Source organism: Aeromonas sp. HMWF014, assembly GCF_963878295.1.
GTDB lineage: Bacteria > Pseudomonadota > Gammaproteobacteria > Enterobacterales > Aeromonadaceae > Aeromonas > Aeromonas popoffii.
The window spans coordinates 1-19,172 of sequence record NZ_CAWNYS010000192.1; the positions used below are offsets into that span (position 1 = coordinate 1).

The following is a 19,172-nucleotide window of genomic DNA, read 5'->3' on the forward strand; positions in this document are numbered from 1 at the left end:
TGCTCATCCAGCTCAGTACCAGTCAGCCCCTGGCGCTGGTAACCGCCGGCCTGCAGCATGCGTCCCAGCCGGGTCAGGGTGGCAGCATCGGCCTGAAGCGTTTGCAGCTCGTTCTCTATCTGGTCATCAGCAAAGCCAGAGTGGAGATCGGCGGTGACCACCAGGCTGGCGTAGTCCCGCTTCAGCCGGGCCAGCAGATCGAAGGAGGCCGGCAGCGCCTTGCCATGGAGCGCGCGATAGCGCTCGGCAATTCGCTCCCCTTGCTGCGGGCTCAGAAACATCCGCCCCTGTGCGGCCTGCCGGCTGTCCCAGTCCACTTGGTACTGCGCCAGCTCGGCCTTGGCGCGCGCGGTTCTGGCAAAGGCGTGGCGCTGCTGCTCATCCAGTCCCTGCGGCAGCAGGTTGGCCGCCTCCAGCAGTATGAGGTCAATCTCGGGATCGTGGCCGTTCTGCACTGTATGGGGGCGGCCCAGCCACTCTTGCTCATCCAGTTGCAGGTGGAAGCGACCGTCGCGCTCCATGCTTTCCTGCAGCGTGGCGATGCGCTCCCTATCCAGCCGGCTGTGGTGCAGGGTGGTCTGCAGCAGGGCGTCTCGGCCTATCAGGGCATAGGGGGTGCCGTCGGCGCGCTGACCGGTCAGCATGTTGCCGCCATCGATGATGGAGAAGGTGGGGATGAGCTCACGCCCCTGCGCCTCGGCAAAGGTGTTGGCCTGGGAGAGCATGCTCTCGTTGAGCCCCTGGGAGTCCTGGCTGCCCAGACTGTGGTGACCCTCCTGCTCGGCCCCTGGGCTCTGCGCGGTCAGGGCGGTGATGAAGGCGTGGTAACTATCCTTGTTGTCCAGCGGCGCCCGGGGGCGGAAGATGAGGGCGCCATCCCGTGACAGCCACATGTTGTCTTCGGTCCAGGTGTACATGTTGTCATGGATGCTGACCGAAAATCCCTGCTCTTTGCCGATCTGTTCCAGCTCAGCCACCAGTTCGGGCTCGGTCTGGATGGGCAGGTGGAGCTGGTGGATCCGGTTGCCCAGATCATCTTGCGCCAGCTGGAAGCTGCGGGTAAGGGCGGGGATTTCCCGTTCAGAAGTGAGCTGTGGGTCGTCCGGGAAGATAAGGGGAACAGAGATGGCTGAATTGAGCCAGAAGAGGGTCGAGATGGCGAGGGCCACGCCGGTTTTGCGCATGATGGTTTCCTGTTGTTATGGCGGAATGAATATTCCGCGAGCCTGAACTGCACCTTGCTGTAGAGAGAAGGTCTCTTCGCTTGGGATGGAAACCATAAGGCCGGGGCAAGGAACCACAAGCCCGTAAATTTGAATTGATTTTTAAGCCTGACTTAATAGCTCGAAATATCTCCTGTAAATAACAAGGCAGTCTTGTTTTATTTTTATTTATTACGATTAAAAACAATATCTTGAGGTGAATTTTTGTTGATAGGAATATTTTTTAATGTCTGTGTTGTTTCGGTTTATATTCGCTTGAAAATACGAAGTTTTTAAGTGACTAAAGAGCAAAACGCAGGCACGCCATGCAGGGGGAAATATCAGGCAATGGCGTGCCATGTTTTCTGTCGTGATTGGCAGGGGATGTGTCAGGTGAATCGCCGTGCAAGCACGGAGGCCATGAGGTCGCCCCTGGGCATGGTCTGTTATGTCGTCATCAACCAGCCGGTGGCTTGATAGGGGGCGAAGGTGGCGGCGGGTTCCCCCGGGTAGTTGCTTATCAGTAAGGTGGCGCCTTTTTCCACTTGGTCAAAGTGGGGCATCGACAAGGGGCCAGCGGTGAGATTGGCGAGCAGCAGCAGGGTGTGCCGTGCCCCGGTTATCGGGTCTTGCCAGCGGCGGCGGTAGCTGATGCGATCAGGGTCTTCTTCATCCAGCAGCGCGACGTCGCCGTGGCGAATGACGGGGTGAGCCTTGCGCAGGGCGATGAGCTGGCGATAGCAGTGAAACGGTGAATCGGGGCGGGCCAGCTGTTCGGCGGCGTTGATCGCGACGTGGTTGTCGTTGAGTACAATCCAGGGGGCTGCCGGGCTAAATCCTGCATGCAGGCCTGCATCCCACTGCATCGGGGTACGGGCATTGTCGCGGCCAATGGCATCGAGTCGCCGGCTCAGCTCGGCGGGATCCAGCTCCGACTGGCTGGCGCGATAATTGATCGCTTCCACATCGCGCAGCTCATCGGCTTGCCAGTGGCGGTTGGTCATGCCCAGCTCTTCCCCTTGATAGATGAAGGGGGTGCCTTGCATCAGATGGATCACCATAGCCCACAGCTTGGCGCTGACTTCGCGCCACTCTGGCCTGTCATCACCAAAGCGGGAGACGGCGCGGGGCAGGTCGTGGTTACCCAGAAACAGGCTGTTCCAACCCTGACCGTGCAGCCCGGTCTGGTGGCGGGCCATGGCCCGTTTGAAGGCGAGGGGGTCAAAGTGTGACGACCATTTGTCGCGGCCCAGCCCCAGATGTTCGAAGTTGAACACCATGCTGAATTCGCTGCCATTCGGGTTCGAATAGTGCTGCATATGGGCGAGATCGGCGCCCCAGGTTTCCCCCACAGTGATGATCCCCTTGCCGCCAAAGCTGGCTTGGTTGAGTTCGCGAATATAGTCGTGCAGGCGGGGGCCGTTGCTCATGGCAAGACGCGACCACTCCTTGCTCACCATGTCGATCACATCGAAACGGAACCCTTTGATCCCCTTGGCCAGCCAGAAGTTGATGACTGCGGCCATCTCGGCCCGCACTGCCGGGTTGTCCCAGTCCAGATCGGCCTGACTCGCATCGAAGTTGTGCAGGTAGTAGCGATCAAGCTGGGGCACATACTGCCAGCCGTTGCCGCCGAAGATGGAGGTGATGGGGTGGGCATCGACAAAGGCCTTGTCCCGAAATACGTAATAGGCCTGATAACGGGGATCGCCCGCCAGCGCGCGCACAAACCACTCATGCTCGATGGAGGTGTGGTTGGCAACGATATCCATCATGATGCCGATGCCACGGGCGGCGGCCTCTGCTATCAGCAGCTCCAGCTCGGCCAGGGTGCCAAAGGCGGGGTCTATGGTGTGGTAGTCGGCCACATCGTAACCGTTGTCCCGCTTGGGGGAGCGATAGATGGGGGTGAGCCAGAGCAGGTCGACCCCAAGCTGCGTCAGATAACCCAGGCGCTGGCGGATGCCATTGATGTCGCCCATGCCGTCGCCATTGCTGTCCTGGAAGCTCATGGGGTAGATCTGGTAGATGACACAGCTATCGAGGTCGATGGCGGGAGTATGGAGAATGTGCGGGTTCATCAGCGTGGCCGGTTGGGGGAGCGGTGTTGCTATCTTACGCAGATGAGCAAGGCATCAACAGGCTCAGACCATCGTTGAAAAGGGTTCCATTATTGGCTGATTGTCAAAAGTGAGGGAAGGGTCACAACTTGGCCATCCCCTGCCACGGGGATGGCCGGGATGGCGATCTCTGCATATGCCCTTTGGCATACGACGTTATCGGGTCGCCTTGGCTTGCTCGGCCCCTGGCGCCTGCTGACGCTCTGCCTTCTCCTGCTGGCGTTCCGCTTGTGCCTCCAGCTCCTTGCCGAGGAAGTAGTTCAGGAAGGTGCGGATCACCGCGATAATGGCAAGGCGAATAAGCTCCTCCTTGCTCGGCGCTACCGTGGTGGCAAGTATGTCGGCGGCGAGCTGGAACTCCAGCGCCAGAATGAGCCAGCTGCCAAAACAGAGGCGGATGCGGGGGAAACCGGGGGCGTGATCCCGGATCCGTGCCGCCAGCCAGAGGGTCTTGCCAAGGCCAATGACCACGCAGGCGATGGAGATGATCTCCAGCAGCAGCTGGAACAGCTCGACCCCGTGCATCATGCCCTCTTTCAGGCTCGCTATGTCAAACACTCGGATCACCTCCCTGATTCAAAAGGGACACTATTAGCATATTGATCGGCAAAGGCCAAATCCGGCTCAGGCAATCAGTTTGAATTCAATCACATAGAGCGGTGGCAGGGCGGGGTAGATATCGCGGATAACATCTTTCAGCTCGGGGAGGGTCATGTTCTCCTGGCGGGCGTGCTCGTCGCTCAGTTCATCGAAGGCGACTGCATTGACCGAGAGTACCTCGATGGTGCCGAATGGCTGGTGCTCCGGGTTGGTGAAAAGGGCCAGCCGCTGGCCGGGCTGCCAGTTGGCCTCGCTCTCGTCGCGGATGGTGATGGTCTTGCGGCCCGCCTGAATGTCGGCCACGAAGCGGCTGAAGAAGGTGAACTCGGGATAGGGATGGGCAGGCATGGTGACTCCTGAAAGGGTGAAACGGGATTAAAGGTCGAGATAGGTGCGCAGCCTGGCGAGATCGGCGATGGTGGGACCGTCGGCGCCATCGCACACTATCCCCTGGTCGACCAACTCCTTGAGGGCGCGGCGGTAGACGCGCTCCGTGGTGCCAAAGCGCGCCGCCTCGTGGGCCCGCTTGCGCGAACCCAGCATGGGGGTGCGCTGGCGCTCGCGCCACAGTTCATAGGCGATGTTGTAGGCGATGGGGTGGAGCAGGCGGCTGGTGGTGATGTCCAGGGTATCGAGGTAGTCGCTGGCGAGGGCCGAGGCGAAGAACAGGGTCAGCTCGGGTTCAGCCAGCAGCCGCTGGGCCAGCTTGTGAGCGCAGATGACGCTGGCATCCAGCTCGGTCTCGGCCATCACGCTCCACTGCACCGGGGTAGCGCTGAAGAACTCCATCTCGCCGAAGATCTGGCGCTGGCACGCTATCTCTCCGAGCTGAAACAGGCGCCCCGAGTGCACGGCACTGTTGAGGGAGACCCGCCCCGTCTCCACCAGATAGAGGCATTCGCTCTGCTCCCCCTGCCGCATGATGTATTCGCCGGCCAGGTAGCGGCGCAGAAACAGGGTGCAGGCCTCCAGCGCCGCGGCAAAGCGGGGTTCAAGCTGCTCAAGTTCGGCGTGAAAACGGCCGAGGGGGTAGGGTTGTTGCTGCATGACTTGCCTGTCGCACCGGATGACGAGGGCCATGAGGCTAGCAAGAGAGCGGGCTGGATACCAGCCCGCACGGTAGCGGATGTGCCGCAGTTAACGGTTTGCGGCTTATTGCGCCAGTGCGTGAAGGGCGGCTGCGATGGCTTGCTGCTCACCGGCCATCATCGCCTGTTCGGCGCTGGCGTAGTCCGCCACCCCTTGCTGCACATCCTGCTCGAACAGCACCACGTTGCAGAGCACGGCAGCGACCCGCACCTTGCGCAGGCGACCCACGGTCAGCAGGGAGGCGGTCTCCATATCGGCACCGAGCACGCCACGGGCATGCCAGTAGCGGCATACTTCCTGCTCGTCATCCCGATAGAAGCTGTCGTGGGAGCGCACCAGCCCGTGCCAGTAGGGCTGGCTGCCGGTGGCCACATGGTTGAGCAGGGCAGCTTGCAGCCAGATATCGGCGCAGGCGGGGTATTCGGCGGGCAGATAGGCCAGTGAGGCCCCGTCACTGCGCACCGCCCCTTCCACCACGATGAGATCCCCGAGCCCGATGTCGTGCTGCAGGGCACCGGCGGAGCCGACCCGGATAAGCGAGTTGGCACCGGCTTGCACCAGCTCCTCCAGCGCTATGATGGCCGATGCGCCACCGATGCCGGTACTGCAGATCGTGATGGGCAGCCCCTGATAGGATCCGTTGATCAGGCGAAATTCCCGGTTTTGCCCCAGCACTTCACACTGTTCGAGCTGGTTGGCGATGCGGTCGACCCGGGCCGGGTCGCCGCACAGCACCACCCGCTCGGCAATCTGCTCCGGGTGGCATTGCAGATGGGGCAGCAGGCTCATGCGATCACTTCCTGCTGCGGGCGTTTGGCGGCCAGCATCCAGAGGCGGGTGCCGTTGGCGGCGATAAACAGCAGGATCAGGTACTCCAGCGACATGGCGTAGACGCCCTGGGCGGCATAGACACCGATGCTGATGATGTTGATGACCACCCAAAGGATCCAGTTCTCCACGTATTTGCGGGTCATCAGGATCTGGGCCACTACCGAAAGCACCGTCATGGTGGCATCCCAGAACGGGAAGGCATCGGGGGAGGGCTCAGGGGTGGCGAGATTGGCGCCAAACAGGTTGAGCAGGGCGACCGAGGTGCGCGCCAGGGTAGCGAAGACCGGATCGATATAGCGGGTCAGCAGGGCGATGGCCAGCACACTCACCAAGGCGGTCATCATCAGCTTGGATTTGCTGAGCCAGCGGATCTGCAGGGTATCCCCTTGCTCGTTGGCGGGGCGGGTCCAGGCGTACCAGCCATAAACGTTGGCGCAGAAGAAGAACAGCTGCAGCATCAGCAGGCCGTAGAGCTGGATCTGGAAGAAGATGATGGCAAACAGGCTGACGTTGATCAGACCAAACAGGTAGTTGATGGTCTTCTCCTGACTGGCGAACCAGATGCAGGCCAGGCCGAATAAAGTGCCGATGGCTTCAATCCACGACATGGCGTAACCGCCGCCCAGCGGTATGGTCACCAGGGTGTGATTGATGCTGAACCACTCGAATATGCTCATTTTCGTTTCCTTTGAAAATTTGGAAGAAAGGGGGAGATCGGGACGGGCCTATTCTAGTGGCTGTGCGGCGGCGATCGCAGGACTTTTGTCCGGGTCAGCCTGAGCCACATCAAAGAATGGATACAGGGTGGCGGCAAAGGCTTGCCATTTTTGCCGACCGCAGGGGGCCCGATATGCGATGATGGCCCTTGCCCTTTATGGATATGTAAGAAACCGGGGCAGAACAAACTGTGGTCTGATGGAGTCCGCCATTTCACCCCTTGTGTCATGGCGGACATGAACGAAAGGAGCAAGTGTGAATTCCGAACTGATCTGGGTCCTCTGCATGCTGGTGGGCGCCATCTATCTGTTTATTACCAACAAGGTACGCATGGACGTAGTCGCCTTGTTGATCATCATATTGTTTGTGTTGAGCGGCATCCTGACCCTGCCGGAGGCGCTGGCGGGATTCAGCGATCCCAACGTCATTCTGATCGCTGCCCTGTTCGTGGTGGGGGAGGGGCTGGTCCGTACCGGCATCGCCTACCAGGTGGGGGATATGCTGGTGAAGGTGGCGGGCAGCAGCGAGATCCGCATGCTGGTGCTGCTGATGGTGGCGGTCTCCCTGCTGGGGGCCGTGATGAGCAGCACAGGGGTGGTGGCCATCTTCATCCCGGTGGTGCTGAGCGTGGCGAACCGCATGGGGATCCCGGCCGGCCGTTTGATGATGCCGCTCGGCTTTGCCGGCCTCATCAGTGGCATGATGACGCTGGTGGCGACCCCGCCCAACATGGTGGTCAACAGTGAGCTGATGCGCCACGGTATTCAGGGTTTCAGCTTCTTCGGCTTCACCCCCATGGGGCTGATCATCCTGGTGATGGGCATAGTCTACATGCTGCTGATGCGGGGCTCCCTGGTCCGTGAAGGGGAGGAGGGCAAAGGCAAACAGGCAGGGCGCAGCACCATGCGCGATCTCATCCGCGATTACCGGCTGGCCGGGCGGGCCCGCCGGTTGGCGATCCGGCCCGACTCCCCCCTGATAGGCCAGACCCTGGATGAGCTGCAGTTGCGGGCCAGTTATGGCGCCAACGTCATCGGGGTGGAGCGCTGGCGTAAGTTCCGGCGGGTGATGGTGACCGTCTCCGGCGTCACCGAGTTCCAGGCCAAGGATGTGCTGCTGATCGACATGTCCGACCCCGAGGTAGACATTCGCGAGTTCTGCCGCGAGGCGCGGCTCGAGCCCATGATCCTGCGCGGGGAGTACTTCTCCGATCAGGCGCGGGAGGTGGGCATGGCCGAGGTGTCGCTCATTCCGGGATCCCGCATGCTGGGCAAAAGCATTCGCGAGGTGGCCTTTCGTTCTCACTACGGTCTGAGCGTGGTGGGGATCCGCCGTGATGGCGAGGCGCTGACCGGCAAGCTGGTGGATGAGCCCTTGCAGATGGGTGACTCTCTGCTGGTGGTGGGCAACTGGAGCCTGATCCGCTTGTTGCAGACCCACAGCCGGGACTTCCTGCTGCTCGGCCTGCCCGCCGAGGTAGACGAGATGGCGCCAGCTCGCAGCCAGGCCATCCACGCCCTGATCTGTCTCGGAATCATGGTGGTGCTGATGGTGACCGATCCCGTGCCCAACGTCGTCGCGGCACTGGTGGCCTGTCTGCTGATGGGCAAGTTCCGCTGCATCGACATGGAGAGCGCCTACAAGTCCATCCACTGGCCCACCCTGATCCTGATCGTCGGCATGCTGCCCTTTGCGCTGGCGCTGCAGAAGACGGGGGGGGTGGACATGATTGTCGGCGGTCTGATCGCAGCCGTCGGTGAGATGGGCCCTCGTGCTATGTTGGCCAGCCTGTTCGCCCTGTGCGCTCTGATCGGGCTCTTCATCTCCAATACTGCGACGGCGGTATTGATGGCACCGATTGCGCTGGGAACGGCCCAGCAGATGGGGATCTCCCCCTATCCCTTTGCCATGACCATCGCCATCGCGGCCTCGGCGGCCTTCATGACGCCGGTCTCGTCGCCGGTCAATACCCTGGTGCTTGGGCCTGGCAACTACAAGTTTGTGGATTTCGTGCGCATTGGCGTGCCCTTCACCCTGCTGGTGATGGTGGTGAGCGTCATCGCTATCCCCTGGTTCTTCCCGTTCTGACCGGTTTGATCAGGGGAAAGAGAGACAAGCGGCTTGAGGGCCGCTTTTTTGTCGCTCCGCATCGGCCCGGATGGCTGCAGACGAGGGGGGCAAGAGGGGATACGGCGAAAAACGGGCACAAAAAAACCAGCCTGAGCTGGTTTGTTTGGTACTGCTATTAATGGTGCGGAAGGAGAGACTCGAACTCTCACACCTTACGGCGCCAGAACCTAAATCTGGTGCGTCTACCAATTTCGCCACTTCCGCAATATTAATGGTGGCTATGACGGGATTCGAACCTGTGACCCTCGCATTATGAGTGCGATGCTCTAACCAACTGAGCTACATAGCCGTCTTGTCACCAATGTCATCGCTGACAAGTCAAAAATGGCCGGGTACTAGGGTTTGGACCTAGGCACGTTGACGAGATCGAAATCTCTCACGCTTACCACAGCAAATCATCGACAGGTCGATGACGGGTAAAAATGGCTGGGGTACTAGGATTCGAACCTAGGGATGGCGAGATCAAAACCCGCTGCCTTACCGCTTGGCGATACCCCAACAGTGCTCATCGACAGTCATGAGACTGGCAAAGAACCTTTAAACATTGCGGTGGTACCAGGAAACTTGACGAGATCGAAACCTCTTACGTTTACCACCGCTATCACCGACGAGGTCGATGAAAGGCAATAATGGCTGGGGTACTAGGATTCGAACCTAGGGATGGCGAGATCAAAACCCGCTGCCTTACCGCTTGGCGATACCCCAACTGAACAATTTATGGTGGCTATGACGGGATTCGAACCTGTGACCCTCGCATTATGAGTGCGATGCTCTAACCAACTGAGCTACATAGCCAACCGTGCTTCCAGTGAGTCGTTGCCTCATCACTGTGCGGGCCGAATTATGCGTATCTGGCTCTGGGGCGTCAACCCTTTTTTTGCCAGAAAAACCGAATTTGGGTGCGTTTGGCGAGTTATTGGTCGCTGTCGTGCAAAAGCCCAACAATCTGGTTTTTTTTACGACATTTGCCGGAAGATAGGGTGTTCTGCCAGATAAAAGAGAGGCCAGCAATGCTGGCCTCTCTTGGGATTAGACGTTGAACAGGAAGTTCATGATATCGCCATCTTTGACGATGTACTCTTTCCCTTCGGCGCGCATCTTGCCTGCTTCCTTGGCTCCTTGCTCACCCTTGTAGGTGATAAAGTCTTCGAAAGCGATGGTTTGGGCGCGAATAAAGCCTTTTTCAAAGTCGGTGTGGATCTTGCCCGCCGCTTGCGGCGCTGTGGCACCGACCGGAATGGTCCAGGCACGCACTTCCTTCACGCCGGCAGTGAAATAGGTCTGCAGCTTGAGCAGCTCGTAACCTGAGCGGATCACCCGGTTCAGGCCCGGCTCTTCGATGCCAAGGTCTGCCATGAACTCGGCGCGATCGTCGTCATCCAGCTCGGCGATGTCAGATTCGATGGCGCAGCAGACCACGACCACAACCGCGTTCTCGGCGGCGGCGATTTCACGTACCTTGTCGAGGAAGGGGTTGTTCTCGAAACCGTCTTCCGCCACGTTGGCGATGTACATGGTGGGCTTGAGGGTCAGGAAGTTGAGGTGGCTCACGGCGGCCAGCTCATCCTTGTCCAGCTTCATGCCACGGATCATCTGGCCGTTTTCCAGAGCGACCCGGATCTTCTCCAGGGTTTCCACTTCCAGCTTGGCATCCTTGTCGCCGCCCTTGGCGCGCTTGGACTGGCGGTGAATGGCGCGTTCGCAGGCGTCCAGATCCGACAGGGCGAGTTCGGTGTTGATCACCTCGATGTCGTCGGCCGGAGAGACCTTGCCAGCAACGTGAATGATGTTCTCGTCCTCGAAGCAGCGCACCACGTGGCCGATGGCTTCGGTTTCACGGATGTTGGCCAGGAACTGGTTGCCCAGACCTTCGCCCTTGGAGGCACCGGCAACCAGACCGGCGATGTCCACGAATTCCATGGTGGTCGGCACGACACGCTGGGGATTGATGATGGCCGCCAGCTGGTCGAGACGCGGATCCGGCATGGGAACCACACCCGTGTTCGGCTCAATGGTGCAGAACGGGAAGTTGGCGGCTTCGATGCCAGCCTTGGTCAGCGCATTGAACAGGGTGGATTTACCTACATTGGGCAGGCCCACGATACCGCATTTAAAACCCATGGATTGTTACCTTACTTGATAGATGCTGTGAGGGGCGCAGGCGTCCCGTGTCATATTTTTTGGCCTCGAGACGGTATGAAACCGCTCATGGCCCTGATCATGTCTGGCTTGGGCGCATGATCGAACATCCCTATACTTTTTCGGCCTTGAAGCTGTGCAAGCGATTCATGGCCTTGGTCATGTCTTGCTTGAACAGGATATCGGTGGCGCGCAGGGACTCATCCAATGCGGCCTCGATCAGGCTCTGTTCACTGCTTGGGGCCTTGGTCAGGACGAATCCGGCCACCAGCTCCTTGGCACCGGGGTGGCCGATGCCAAGGCGCAGCCGGAAGAAGTTATTGTTATTGCCCATCTTGGCAATGATGTCCTTGAGGCCATTGTGACCACCGTGGCCACCACCTTGCTTGAACTTGGCAATGCCGGGGGGCAGGTCCAGTTCATCGTGGGCCACCAGCATGGCTTCCGGTTCTATCTGGTAGAAACGGGCCAGCGCCGCTACGGCCTTGCCGGAGAGATTCATGTAGGTGTTCGGGATGAGCAGACGCACATCCTGACCTTCCACCTGAATGCGGGCTGTGTGGCCGAAGAACTTGGGCTCTTCGCGCAGGCTGACATTGTGCCAGCCTGCCAGCTGCTCCACATACCAGGCGCCCGCATTGTGGCGGGTCTTGGCGTATTCGGGGCCGGGATTGCCCAGTCCCACGATCAGTTTGATTTGGCTTGTCACGCTTGATGTCTTCACTCGCTACTTGCAATGGGCAGACTGCCCAAGGCAATGGGACGCAATATTCTAGCCGCCGACTGGCGATCACTCAACCAAAGCTCGGCAACCGTGAGGGAATAACCGCTGATGGGGTTGCCTATGGCAGCAAAACGGACCCCTTGTCGGGGCCCGTGTTGGTCAATGTTCGCTGGGGTGGCGCCTTACTCGGCCCGCAGCAGCGTGACCGTCTCTTCCGTCAGGGCGGTCAGGGTCGGCCGCTGCTCTCGCACGTATTGCACGAAGGAGGCCGCGTCCGTGCCGCAGTTAACGCTACTGGCCTTGCAGTCGAGCTGCTGACCCGGTGCATAACGGGCGCTCAGCTGATCGCCGCTTTGCTCCACCTTCTCGATGGGGAAGCCGGTCAGTTTACCATCCACCCAGGCGAGATCCAGTCGCTCGGCCTGCTGGCTCTGGGCGCGGGCGAGTGCCTGCCAGCCGTCGTTGCCATCGGCACTGTAGGCATTCATCACCACCCGATAGCGTTGGTTGTCGACCAGATCCTGCCATTGCCCTGCAGCCGTCTGCCATTGCAGTTGGGTCAGCTCGCCGCGCTTGCCCGGCACCGTTTCGGTGAGGGTGTAGCGCAGATGGCCGCCGTAGGGGAATTTGCCGGCGTGGCACTGGCAGGCAAGGTGGCCGTGATGGTCTCTGTCAGCAGGGCGCGTACCTCGGCGCCGGTCAGGGTCAGCACGGAGAGCTGATTTTTGAATGGCAACAGGGTGAGCGCCGCGTCCCCCTCGCGCAACTCGCCAGCGGGCAGATCGGCGCGCACGCCCCCCACCGCCAGCAGGGCGAAGTGAACCGGCCCGCCGGTCAGGGCTTGCACCGCCGGGGTGTTGGCCCAGTAGTATTGGCCTTCGGCCACCAGGGGGGCGACGTCGGATCCGTGGCTGTCGCTACCGTTGTCGCCGGGGCGACGGGCATTTTGCAGCGGCGCCGGCAGGGTGGCGATGACGGGTCCGAAGGCCTGCTCCAGCGCCGGCTTGTAGTGGCTGTCGATGATGCCGCGCAGGCGCGGGTCTTCATCCACTGTCACCAGGTTGGGCCGGGCATCAATGAACTTGCTCGCCTGTTTGCCGCGGGTCTTATCCAGCACCTGTTTGCGGGCCGGATCGGCGAAGAAGTCACGGCTGGCCAGCAGCTGGTTCTGGCCCTTGCAGGCGATGACCCGGCCCTGGCCGTCGAAGCTGATCCGGGCCAGGCCGATGGCCTGGGCGTAGGAGCCCGCTTGTACTACGCAGGTCAGGCCGACGCCGTCCGGATTGGTGACCAGCTGGGCGTATTCGCCGGTCTTGCCCCAGCCGATGTTGCTGAAGTCACCGAGCAGGCTGTGGGAGTGGCCGCCGACGATGGCATCTATGCCATTCACCTCGGCCGCCAGCGCCAGATCCCGCTCGTTGCCGATATGGGTCAGGGCGACGATCTGGTGGATCCCCTTGGCTTGCAGCATGTCAACGGTGGCCTGAGCCGAAGCGACCTCCTTGCCAAAGCGCAGCTTGCCGACGTTGGGGGAGATATTGGCCATGTCCTCCAGCACCAGTCCCATCACGGCCACCAGATGCTGGCCCTGGGGCAGGTTGTTGAGATCGGTGACCGGGCTCTTTCGGTTGCCTTTGAAGGCATAGACCACGAAGGGTTTGAGGTTGGTGGCGTTGTGCAGATCAGGGTCGGCCTTGGTGTCGAGGTTGGCCGCCAGTACCGGGAAGTTGACCCTCTTGATAAAGCGGGCGAGCTTCTGGTTGTCGAGATCGAATTCGTGATTGCCCAGGGCCATGGCATCGAGGCCGAACTGGTTCAGCAGCTCGGCATTGGCCATTCCCTCGTTGAGCTTGAAGTAGCCGCTGCCCTGCCAGGCATCGCCACCGTGCAACAGCAACAGCGGCTGGTTTTTGGCAAGCGCCTCGGCCTGAAAGGATTTTGCCATGGTGAGCAGGCGCGGATAGCCGCCGAAGCGGGTGTAGAGAGTGTCGGTTTCCCCCTGCTTGCCAAAGATGGGCCCCTTCAGCTCGGCGTTGACCGGGTCAAACTGGGAGTGGGTATCGTTCATGTGTGCCAGGGTCAGCACGAAGGGCTGATTTTCTTTGCCGGGCTGACAGGCGAACAGGAAGCTGCAGAAGGCAAGAAGCAGCAGCGGGCGCAAGCGATTCATGGATCAATCCTTAACCTGCGGTGGGGCAGGGCAATACCGGGTGTGACAGGACTAGAAAGACAAAAACCGCCAGCTGGCGGTTTTTGTCACAACGGTGTCTATCAATGCTCAAACATGGCAGAGATGGACTCTTCGTTGCTGATACGACGAATGGCTTCCGCCAGTACGGTTGACAGGGTCAGCTGTTTGACCTTGTCGACCGCCTTCATCTCTGCGGTGAGCGGGATGGAGTCGGTGATGATCAGCTCGTCGATGACCGAGTTTTTGATGTTCTCCACGGCGGAACCGGAGAAGACCGGGTGAGTGGCGTAGGCGAATACACGCTTGGCGCCGCGCTCTTTCAGGGCTTCTGCGGCCTTGCACAGGGTGCCGCCGGTGTCGATCATGTCGTCGACTATGATGCAGTCGCGGCCAGCCACGTCACCGATCAGGTGCATGACCTGGGAGACGTTCGGGCGGGGACGACGCTTGTCGATGATGGCGATGTCGGTATCGTCCAGCAGCTTGGCGATGGCACGGGCACGCACCACGCCGCCGATGTCCGGTGATACAACGACAGGGGATTCGAGGTTCTTGGACTTCATGTCTTCCAGCAGCACAGGGCTGCCGAACACGTTGTCGACCGGGACGTCGAAGAAGCCCTGGATCTGCTCGGCATGCAGGTCAACGGTCAGCACACGGTCCACACCCACGCTGGAGAGGAAGTCGGCGACAACCTTGGCGGTGATGGGCACACGGGCGGAGCGGACGCGGCGGTCCTGACGGGCATAACCAAAGTAGGGGATAACGGCAGTAATACGGCCAGCTGAAGCACGACGCAGAGCATCCACCATGACGATCAATTCCATCAAATTGTCGTTGGTCGGGGCACAGGTGGATTGAATGATGAAGATATCGCCACCGCGTACATTCTCATTGATCTGTACGCTGATCTCGCCGTCGCTAAAGCGACCTACGGCAGCATTGCCGAGTTTGATAAACAGGCGATCTGCGATCTTCTGGGCTAGTTCCGGCGTTGCGTTACCAGCAAACAGCTTCATGTCAGGCACGGTTTGAAACCTCGGGGTTGCATCCAGTATGTGGGGGAGTCTGATTCAGACCCGTATCGTTTTGGGGCAAACGATTTATCAAGTTGACGGGTCAGGCCAATATAGGCCGCTTTCAGGCTAGGTGCATCTCGTTGCATTTTTCAAACCGGATGGCTGCCGCGTTTGCGGGAAGCCGTCATCCAGGAGATCGATGACCTCTTTGCGAGTGACAAGGGGGACGATAATGGTTGCAGACTGGCTTGACGAGATTGCGCTCTGTCAAGATCATCTGCGGCCTGCTTACCGAGACACCCGTGTCAATCACCAGGATAATGGCTGGGGTACTAGGATTCGAACCTAGGAATGGCGAGATCAAAACCCGCTGCCTTACCGCTTGGCGATACCCCAATCACTGATTTGTTGCAATGTCACGAACAGTGGTGATATGTTCTCGCCCTTGGCGACAAACCCATCCCATCCCTTCGGCACTTTTGCCAACACTTCCCGAGCAGCCTCTTCGTCTTCAAATTGAGCAAAGACGCAGGCTCCTGTGCCCGTCATTCTTGACGGCGCGTATTCTAGCAACCAGCCGAGCGCATTGGCAACCTCGGGGTGGCGCTTTTTCACCAGCAATTCGCAATCGTTTTTCCACGTCCCTTCCAGCAGGTTGTGAAATGCCATTTTCGGCGTCGCTCTGGGCAGGTCCGGATCCTGAAAAACGGCGGCAGTGGCCACGTGGCAATCGGGCTTGAGCACCAGATACCAGACGCTTGGCAATTCGACCGGTTGCAGTCGCTCGCCCACCCCTTCTGCAAAGGCGGCGCGGCCACGAACAAACACGGGCACGTCGGCACCCAGCTGGACCCCGAGCTCGGCCAGTTCATCTTCACTCAAGCCGGCCTGCCAGAGGTGATTGAGCGCAACCAGGGTCGTGGCCGCGTCCGAAGAGCCGCCGCCTATGCCGCCCCCCATGGGCAATACCTTCTCCAGCCGGATATGGGCCCCCTGCGGGCTCGGCAACCGCGCCTGCAGCAGGCGGGCGGCGCGTATGATGAGGTTCTGCTCATCGGGCACGCCGGGAATGGCCGGGCTCAAGGTGAGCTGCACAGTGTCCGGCAGTGGCTCGAATTCGAGCCAGTCGCCGTGACTGAGAAAGATAAACAGGGTCTGCAGCTCGTGATAACCGTCCCGTCGACGGCCATTGACGTGCAGGAAGAGGTTGAGTTTGGCCGGTGCTGGCCAGCGAGTGGCTGTCATGTTCGCCTCCTTGTCGATTGCAGCCATCAGTGAACGAGCGTCCATTGGTTGATCTGCAATTTGAGGCGGCTGCCCTGGCCCTCCATGGTCAGCAGGTGCGGCAGGCGGTAGCCGTCCTGATCCCGGTAGTCGCCGTAGACGATCTGCCACTGGCCGTCACGCACGCTGGCCAGGCTGCTGTCGGGATTGAGTTCGAACTCGGCCTTGCCCGGCAGTCCCTTGATCCACTCCGGCAGCCCCTGCACCGGTATGTTCCAGCCGGTGAGTTGATAGACGAGTGCCTCGGCATCCTGGCTCTGGTGCCGCTTGCCCTCGTTGTCTATCAGGGTGATCTCGCCCTTGCTGCGGGAGAGCTCCAGTATGTGGGTGCCAACTATGCTGCTCAGGTTGAGGCGATAGTCGTCCCCATCCTGCCGCCAGTTGACCCGGGCGCTGCCCTTCTGCTGGGCGGTGATGATGGCCATCTTGCCCGACAGTTGCCAGTGGGTGAGCTGCTCGAGACGGGCCCGCTCTTGCTGCCAGTTGACCTGATCCCGCTGGGGTTGGATGGTGGCACAACCGGCCAGCGACAGCAGGCAGGCGAAGGTGAAAATACGCAATAACAAGGTCATGCTCCAGATATGGGGATTTGCCACAGTATACGGGGCGGCCGTATTGCTTTTAAAGCCTTACCCTTTCTCGTACAATTGACGACCTTTACTCCCAGCGCACAGATACGATCACCACCCACTCATGAGTTTGCTTGCCCTCGGAATTAACCACAACACCGCCAGTGTCGCCTTGCGGGAGCGGGTCGCGTTCGGCCCGGACTGCATCGATCGCGCCTTGCGTGAGCTGGTCACCCAACCCGGCGTAAGCGAGGCGGTGATCGTCTCGACCTGCAACCGCACCGAGCTTTACTGCAGCCTGGCGCAGGGGCAGGGGGAGCAGGTACTGCACTGGCTGCAACGTTTCCATGGTCTGGACGCGGCTGACGTGGTGTCAGCCATCTACCTGCACTGGGACGAAGAGGCCGTGCGTCACCTGATGCGGGTAGCCTGCGGCCTGGATTCCCTGGTGCTGGGCGAGCCGCAGATCCTGGGGCAGATCAAGCAATCCTATGCCCATGCCCAGCAGTCCGAGGCGGTGAAGGGGTCGCTGGAACGCCTGTTTCAGAAATCCTTCTCCGTGGCCAAGCGCGTGCGCACGGACACCGAGATAGGCGCCAGCGCCGTGTCGGTGGCCTTTGCCGCCGTCAGCCTGGGTCGGCGCATCTTCTCCGATCTCTCCCAAACCAAGGTGCTGCTGGTCGGTGCTGGCGAAACCATAGAACTGGTCGCCCGTCATCTGCGCGAGCAAAACGTCACCCAGATGATGGTGGCGAACCGCACCCTGCAGCGTGCCCAGCTGCTGGCCGAGGAGTTTGATGCCAGGGTGATGACCCTGGAAGAGATCCCGGATTATCTGCACGAGGCGGACATCGTCATCAGCTCGACTGCCAGCCCGCTGCCCATCATCGGCAAGGGCATGGTGGAACGCGCCCTCAAGGCCCGTCGCTTCAAACCCATGTTCCTGGTGGATATCGCCGTGCCACGGGATATCGAGGCCGAGGTGGACGAGCTCTCCGATGCCTACCTCTACACGGTTGATGACCTGCAGGGCATCATCGAGCAGAACCTGGAAACCCGCAAACGGGCCGCCGCCGAGGCGGAGCTCATCGTGCAGGAAGAGCGCGATGAGTTCATGGGCTGGTATCGCAGTCAGCATTCGGTGGATCTCATCCGCGATTATCGTCATCAGGCCCAGCAGGTGGCTGATGAGGAGTTGCAGCGCGCCTTGCTGGCCCTGCAACAGGGTGAGAATGCCGAACAGGCCCTCAAGGCCATGGCGCATCGCCTCACCAACAAGTTGATCCACGCACCGACCCAGGCCCTGCGCCAGGCGGCGGCCCAGGGGGATCACCATCAGCTCTCCCGCCTGCGTCAGGTGCTGGGATTGTCACCAGAGTAATTGTTCGGGGTGGCCGACTGGCGGCCCCTTCCTCCATCGAGAAAACAAGATTTATGAATCCGTCACTGATCAGAAAGCTGGAAGGCCTCATCGAGCGCCACGAAGAAGTACAGGCCATGCTCGGCGAGCCAGGGGTGGCTTCGGATCAGGATCGCTACCGCGCCCTGACCCGGGAATATGCCCAGCTGGAAGATATCGTTCACGCCTTCCAGCACTTTCGCCAGGCCGAAGAGAACCTGGAGGCCACCAAGCTGATGCTGGAAGAGGATGATGCCGACCTGCGCGAGATGGCGCAGGAGGAGTTGCCGCTGGCCAAGAGCACGCTGGAGGAGCAGGAGCAGGCGCTGCAGGTGATGCTGCTGCCCCGGGATCCCAAGGATGACAACAACTGCTACCTCGAAATCCGGGCCGGTGCCGGCGGTGACGAGGCGGCCATCTTTGCCGGTGACCTGTTTCGCATGTATTCGCGCTACGCCGAGCGTCAGGGCTGGCGCATCTCCATCGTCAGCTGCAACGACGGCGAGCACGGTGGCTACAAGGAGGTGATCGCCAAGGTAGACGGCGAGCACGTCTATGGCCGTCTCAAGTTTGAATCCGGCGGCCACAGGGTACAGCGGGTGCCCGAGACCGAATCCCAGGGCCGGGTGCACACCTCCGCCTGTACCGTCGCCGTGCTGCCGGAAGTGCCGGAAGCCGAGCAGATCGAGATCAATGCGAACGACCTGAAGATAGATACCTTCCGCGCCTCCGGGGCGGGTGGCCAGCACGTCAACAAGACGGATTCCGCCATCCGCATCACCCACCTGCCGACGGGTCTGGTGGTGGAGTGCCAGGATGAGCGCTCCCAGCACAAGAACCGCGCCAAGGCGATGTCTGTGCTCTCCGCCCGCCTGCAGGCGGCCGAGGATGAGCGCCACCGCGCCGCCGAGCAGAGCACCCGTCGCAACCTGGTGGGTTCCGGCGATCGCTCCGAGCGTATCCGCACCTACAACTACCCGCAGGGTCGCCTCTCTGAACACCGCATCAATCTCACCCTCTATCGCCTCGGCGAGATCATGGAGGGGGATCTGGACTGCATCATCAGCCCCATGATCCAGGAGTATCAGGCCGATCAGCTCGCCTCCCTGGCCGAGAACAGCTGATGCAGCCCGTGTGTGCAGATATCGCCGTCACGGC

15 protein-coding genes, 6 tRNA genes and 1 pseudogene are annotated in these 19,172 nt (G+C 60.5%); 3 read left to right on the top strand and 19 right to left on the bottom strand.

What is annotated here, in order from left to right; all coding sequences use genetic code 11:
* The 7 genes from AAC083_RS07565 to pnuC all read right to left on the bottom strand — a co-directional run.
* The coding region (locus tag AAC083_RS07565; protein WP_108536225.1) for a hypothetical protein at nt 1-1,184 on the bottom strand (1,184 nt) is incomplete at its 3' end.
* Between the two features lie 464 nt (nt 1,185-1,648).
* Nucleotides 1,649-3,283, bottom strand: coding sequence for an alpha-glucosidase (locus AAC083_RS07570; protein WP_108536226.1), 1,635 nt, complete (start codon nt 3,281-3,283; stop codon nt 1,649-1,651).
* A 195-nt stretch (nt 3,284-3,478) separates the two neighbouring features.
* Nucleotides 3,479-3,880, bottom strand: a complete 402-nt coding sequence (locus AAC083_RS07575) for a DUF1622 domain-containing protein (protein WP_181364683.1) — start codon at nt 3,878-3,880, stop codon at nt 3,479-3,481.
* A 66-nt stretch (nt 3,881-3,946) separates the two neighbouring features.
* Nucleotides 3,947-4,270 (bottom strand): N(4)-acetylcytidine aminohydrolase, encoded by a 324-nt coding sequence (yqfB, locus tag AAC083_RS07580; protein ID WP_108536227.1) that lies wholly within the window; start codon nt 4,268-4,270, stop codon nt 3,947-3,949.
* A gap of 27 nt (nt 4,271-4,297) precedes the next feature.
* Nucleotides 4,298-4,969 carry a Crp/Fnr family transcriptional regulator gene (locus tag AAC083_RS07585; protein WP_108536228.1) on the bottom strand — a complete coding sequence of 224 codons (672 nt, stop codon included), beginning with the start codon at nt 4,967-4,969 and terminating at the stop codon, nt 4,298-4,300.
* 105 nt (nt 4,970-5,074) lie between these two features.
* Complete coding sequence (locus tag AAC083_RS07590) at nt 5,075-5,800, bottom strand: nucleoside phosphorylase (RefSeq protein ID WP_108536229.1); 726 nt, start codon at nt 5,798-5,800, stop codon at nt 5,075-5,077.
* The gene (gene pnuC / locus AAC083_RS07595) at nt 5,797-6,519 is read right to left on the bottom strand and encodes a nicotinamide riboside transporter PnuC (RefSeq protein ID WP_042037527.1); all 723 of its coding nucleotides are present in this window, start codon (nt 6,517-6,519) and stop codon (nt 5,797-5,799) included. Before pnuC ends, AAC083_RS07590 begins: the two co-directional genes overlap by 4 nt.
* 295 nt (nt 6,520-6,814) lie before the next feature.
* Here pnuC and AAC083_RS07600 point away from each other — a divergent pair, with 295 nt between their 5' ends.
* Nucleotides 6,815-8,647 (top strand): SLC13 family permease, encoded by a 1,833-nt coding sequence (locus AAC083_RS07600; protein WP_108536230.1) that lies wholly within the window; start codon nt 6,815-6,817, stop codon nt 8,645-8,647.
* A gap of 161 nt (nt 8,648-8,808) precedes the next feature.
* Here AAC083_RS07600 and AAC083_RS07605 read toward each other — a convergent pair.
* The 12 genes and pseudogenes from AAC083_RS07605 to lolB form a co-directional block, all read right to left on the bottom strand.
* Nucleotides 8,809-8,893, bottom strand: a tRNA-Leu gene (locus AAC083_RS07605).
* Nucleotides 8,894-8,901: 8 nt separating this feature from the next.
* A tRNA-Met gene (locus AAC083_RS07610) sits at nt 8,902-8,978 on the bottom strand.
* 134 nt (nt 8,979-9,112) lie between these two features.
* Nucleotides 9,113-9,187, bottom strand: a tRNA-Gln gene (locus tag AAC083_RS07615).
* Between the two features lie 132 nt (nt 9,188-9,319).
* A tRNA-Gln gene (locus AAC083_RS07620) sits at nt 9,320-9,394 on the bottom strand.
* A 13-nt stretch (nt 9,395-9,407) separates the two neighbouring features.
* Nucleotides 9,408-9,484, bottom strand: a tRNA-Met gene (locus tag AAC083_RS07625).
* A 234-nt stretch (nt 9,485-9,718) separates the two neighbouring features.
* Nucleotides 9,719-10,810, bottom strand: a complete 1,092-nt coding sequence (gene ychF / locus AAC083_RS07630; RefSeq protein WP_042037524.1) for a redox-regulated ATPase YchF — start codon at nt 10,808-10,810, stop codon at nt 9,719-9,721.
* Between the two features lie 130 nt (nt 10,811-10,940).
* Complete coding sequence (gene pth, locus AAC083_RS07635) at nt 10,941-11,537, bottom strand: aminoacyl-tRNA hydrolase (RefSeq protein ID WP_042037523.1); 597 nt, start codon at nt 11,535-11,537, stop codon at nt 10,941-10,943.
* 197 nt (nt 11,538-11,734) lie between these two features.
* Nucleotides 11,735-13,722, bottom strand: a pseudogene (locus AAC083_RS07640) (bifunctional metallophosphatase/5'-nucleotidase).
* Between the two features lie 101 nt (nt 13,723-13,823).
* Complete coding sequence (locus AAC083_RS07645; protein ID WP_005317019.1) at nt 13,824-14,771, bottom strand: ribose-phosphate pyrophosphokinase; 948 nt, start codon at nt 14,769-14,771, stop codon at nt 13,824-13,826.
* Between the two features lie 312 nt (nt 14,772-15,083).
* A tRNA-Gln gene (locus AAC083_RS07650) sits at nt 15,084-15,158 on the bottom strand.
* Nucleotides 15,138-16,007: a 4-(cytidine 5'-diphospho)-2-C-methyl-D-erythritol kinase gene (gene ispE / locus AAC083_RS07655; RefSeq protein WP_108536231.1), complete on the bottom strand. Its 870-nt coding sequence runs from the start codon at nt 16,005-16,007 to the stop codon at nt 15,138-15,140. Before ispE ends, AAC083_RS07650 begins: the two co-directional genes overlap by 21 nt.
* Before the next feature lie 26 nt (nt 16,008-16,033).
* Nucleotides 16,034-16,618: a lipoprotein insertase outer membrane protein LolB gene (gene lolB, locus AAC083_RS07660; RefSeq protein WP_042037520.1), complete on the bottom strand. Its 585-nt coding sequence runs from the start codon at nt 16,616-16,618 to the stop codon at nt 16,034-16,036.
* Between the two features lie 121 nt (nt 16,619-16,739).
* Between lolB and hemA the strand changes: the two genes are divergently transcribed.
* Nucleotides 16,740-17,996: a glutamyl-tRNA reductase gene (gene hemA / locus AAC083_RS07665; protein ID WP_042037519.1), complete on the top strand. Its 1,257-nt coding sequence runs from the start codon at nt 16,740-16,742 to the stop codon at nt 17,994-17,996.
* Nucleotides 17,997-18,049: 53 nt separating this feature from the next.
* A complete protein-coding gene (prfA, locus tag AAC083_RS07670) occupies nt 18,050-19,138 on the top strand; it encodes a peptide chain release factor 1 (protein ID WP_042037517.1) in 1,089 nt (362 codons plus the stop codon).
* The last annotated feature ends 34 nt before the right edge of the window (nt 19,139-19,172 follow it).

What these genes read in the sequence shown, in the direction of transcription:
- pnuC (WP_042037527.1), bottom strand. Translation starts at nt 6,519, where the DNA reads ATGAGCATATTCGAGTGGTTCAGCATCAATCACACCCTGGTGACCATA.
- hemA (WP_042037519.1), top strand. Translation starts at nt 16,740, where the DNA reads ATGAGTTTGCTTGCCCTCGGAATTAACCACAACACCGCCAGTGTCGCC.
- AAC083_RS07590 (WP_108536229.1), bottom strand. Translation starts at nt 5,800, where the DNA reads ATGAGCCTGCTGCCCCATCTGCAATGCCACCCGGAGCAGATTGCCGAG.
- ychF (WP_042037524.1), bottom strand. Translation starts at nt 10,810, where the DNA reads ATGGGTTTTAAATGCGGTATCGTGGGCCTGCCCAATGTAGGTAAATCC.
- prfA (WP_042037517.1), top strand. Translation starts at nt 18,050, where the DNA reads ATGAATCCGTCACTGATCAGAAAGCTGGAAGGCCTCATCGAGCGCCAC.
- yqfB (WP_108536227.1), bottom strand. Translation starts at nt 4,270, where the DNA reads ATGCCTGCCCATCCCTATCCCGAGTTCACCTTCTTCAGCCGCTTCGTG.
- AAC083_RS07570 (WP_108536226.1), bottom strand. Translation starts at nt 3,283, where the DNA reads ATGAACCCGCACATTCTCCATACTCCCGCCATCGACCTCGATAGCTGT.
- ispE (WP_108536231.1), bottom strand. Translation starts at nt 16,007, where the DNA reads ATGACAGCCACTCGCTGGCCAGCACCGGCCAAACTCAACCTCTTCCTG.
- AAC083_RS07585 (WP_108536228.1), bottom strand. Translation starts at nt 4,969, where the DNA reads ATGCAGCAACAACCCTACCCCCTCGGCCGTTTTCACGCCGAACTTGAG.
- lolB (WP_042037520.1), bottom strand. Translation starts at nt 16,618, where the DNA reads ATGACCTTGTTATTGCGTATTTTCACCTTCGCCTGCCTGCTGTCGCTG.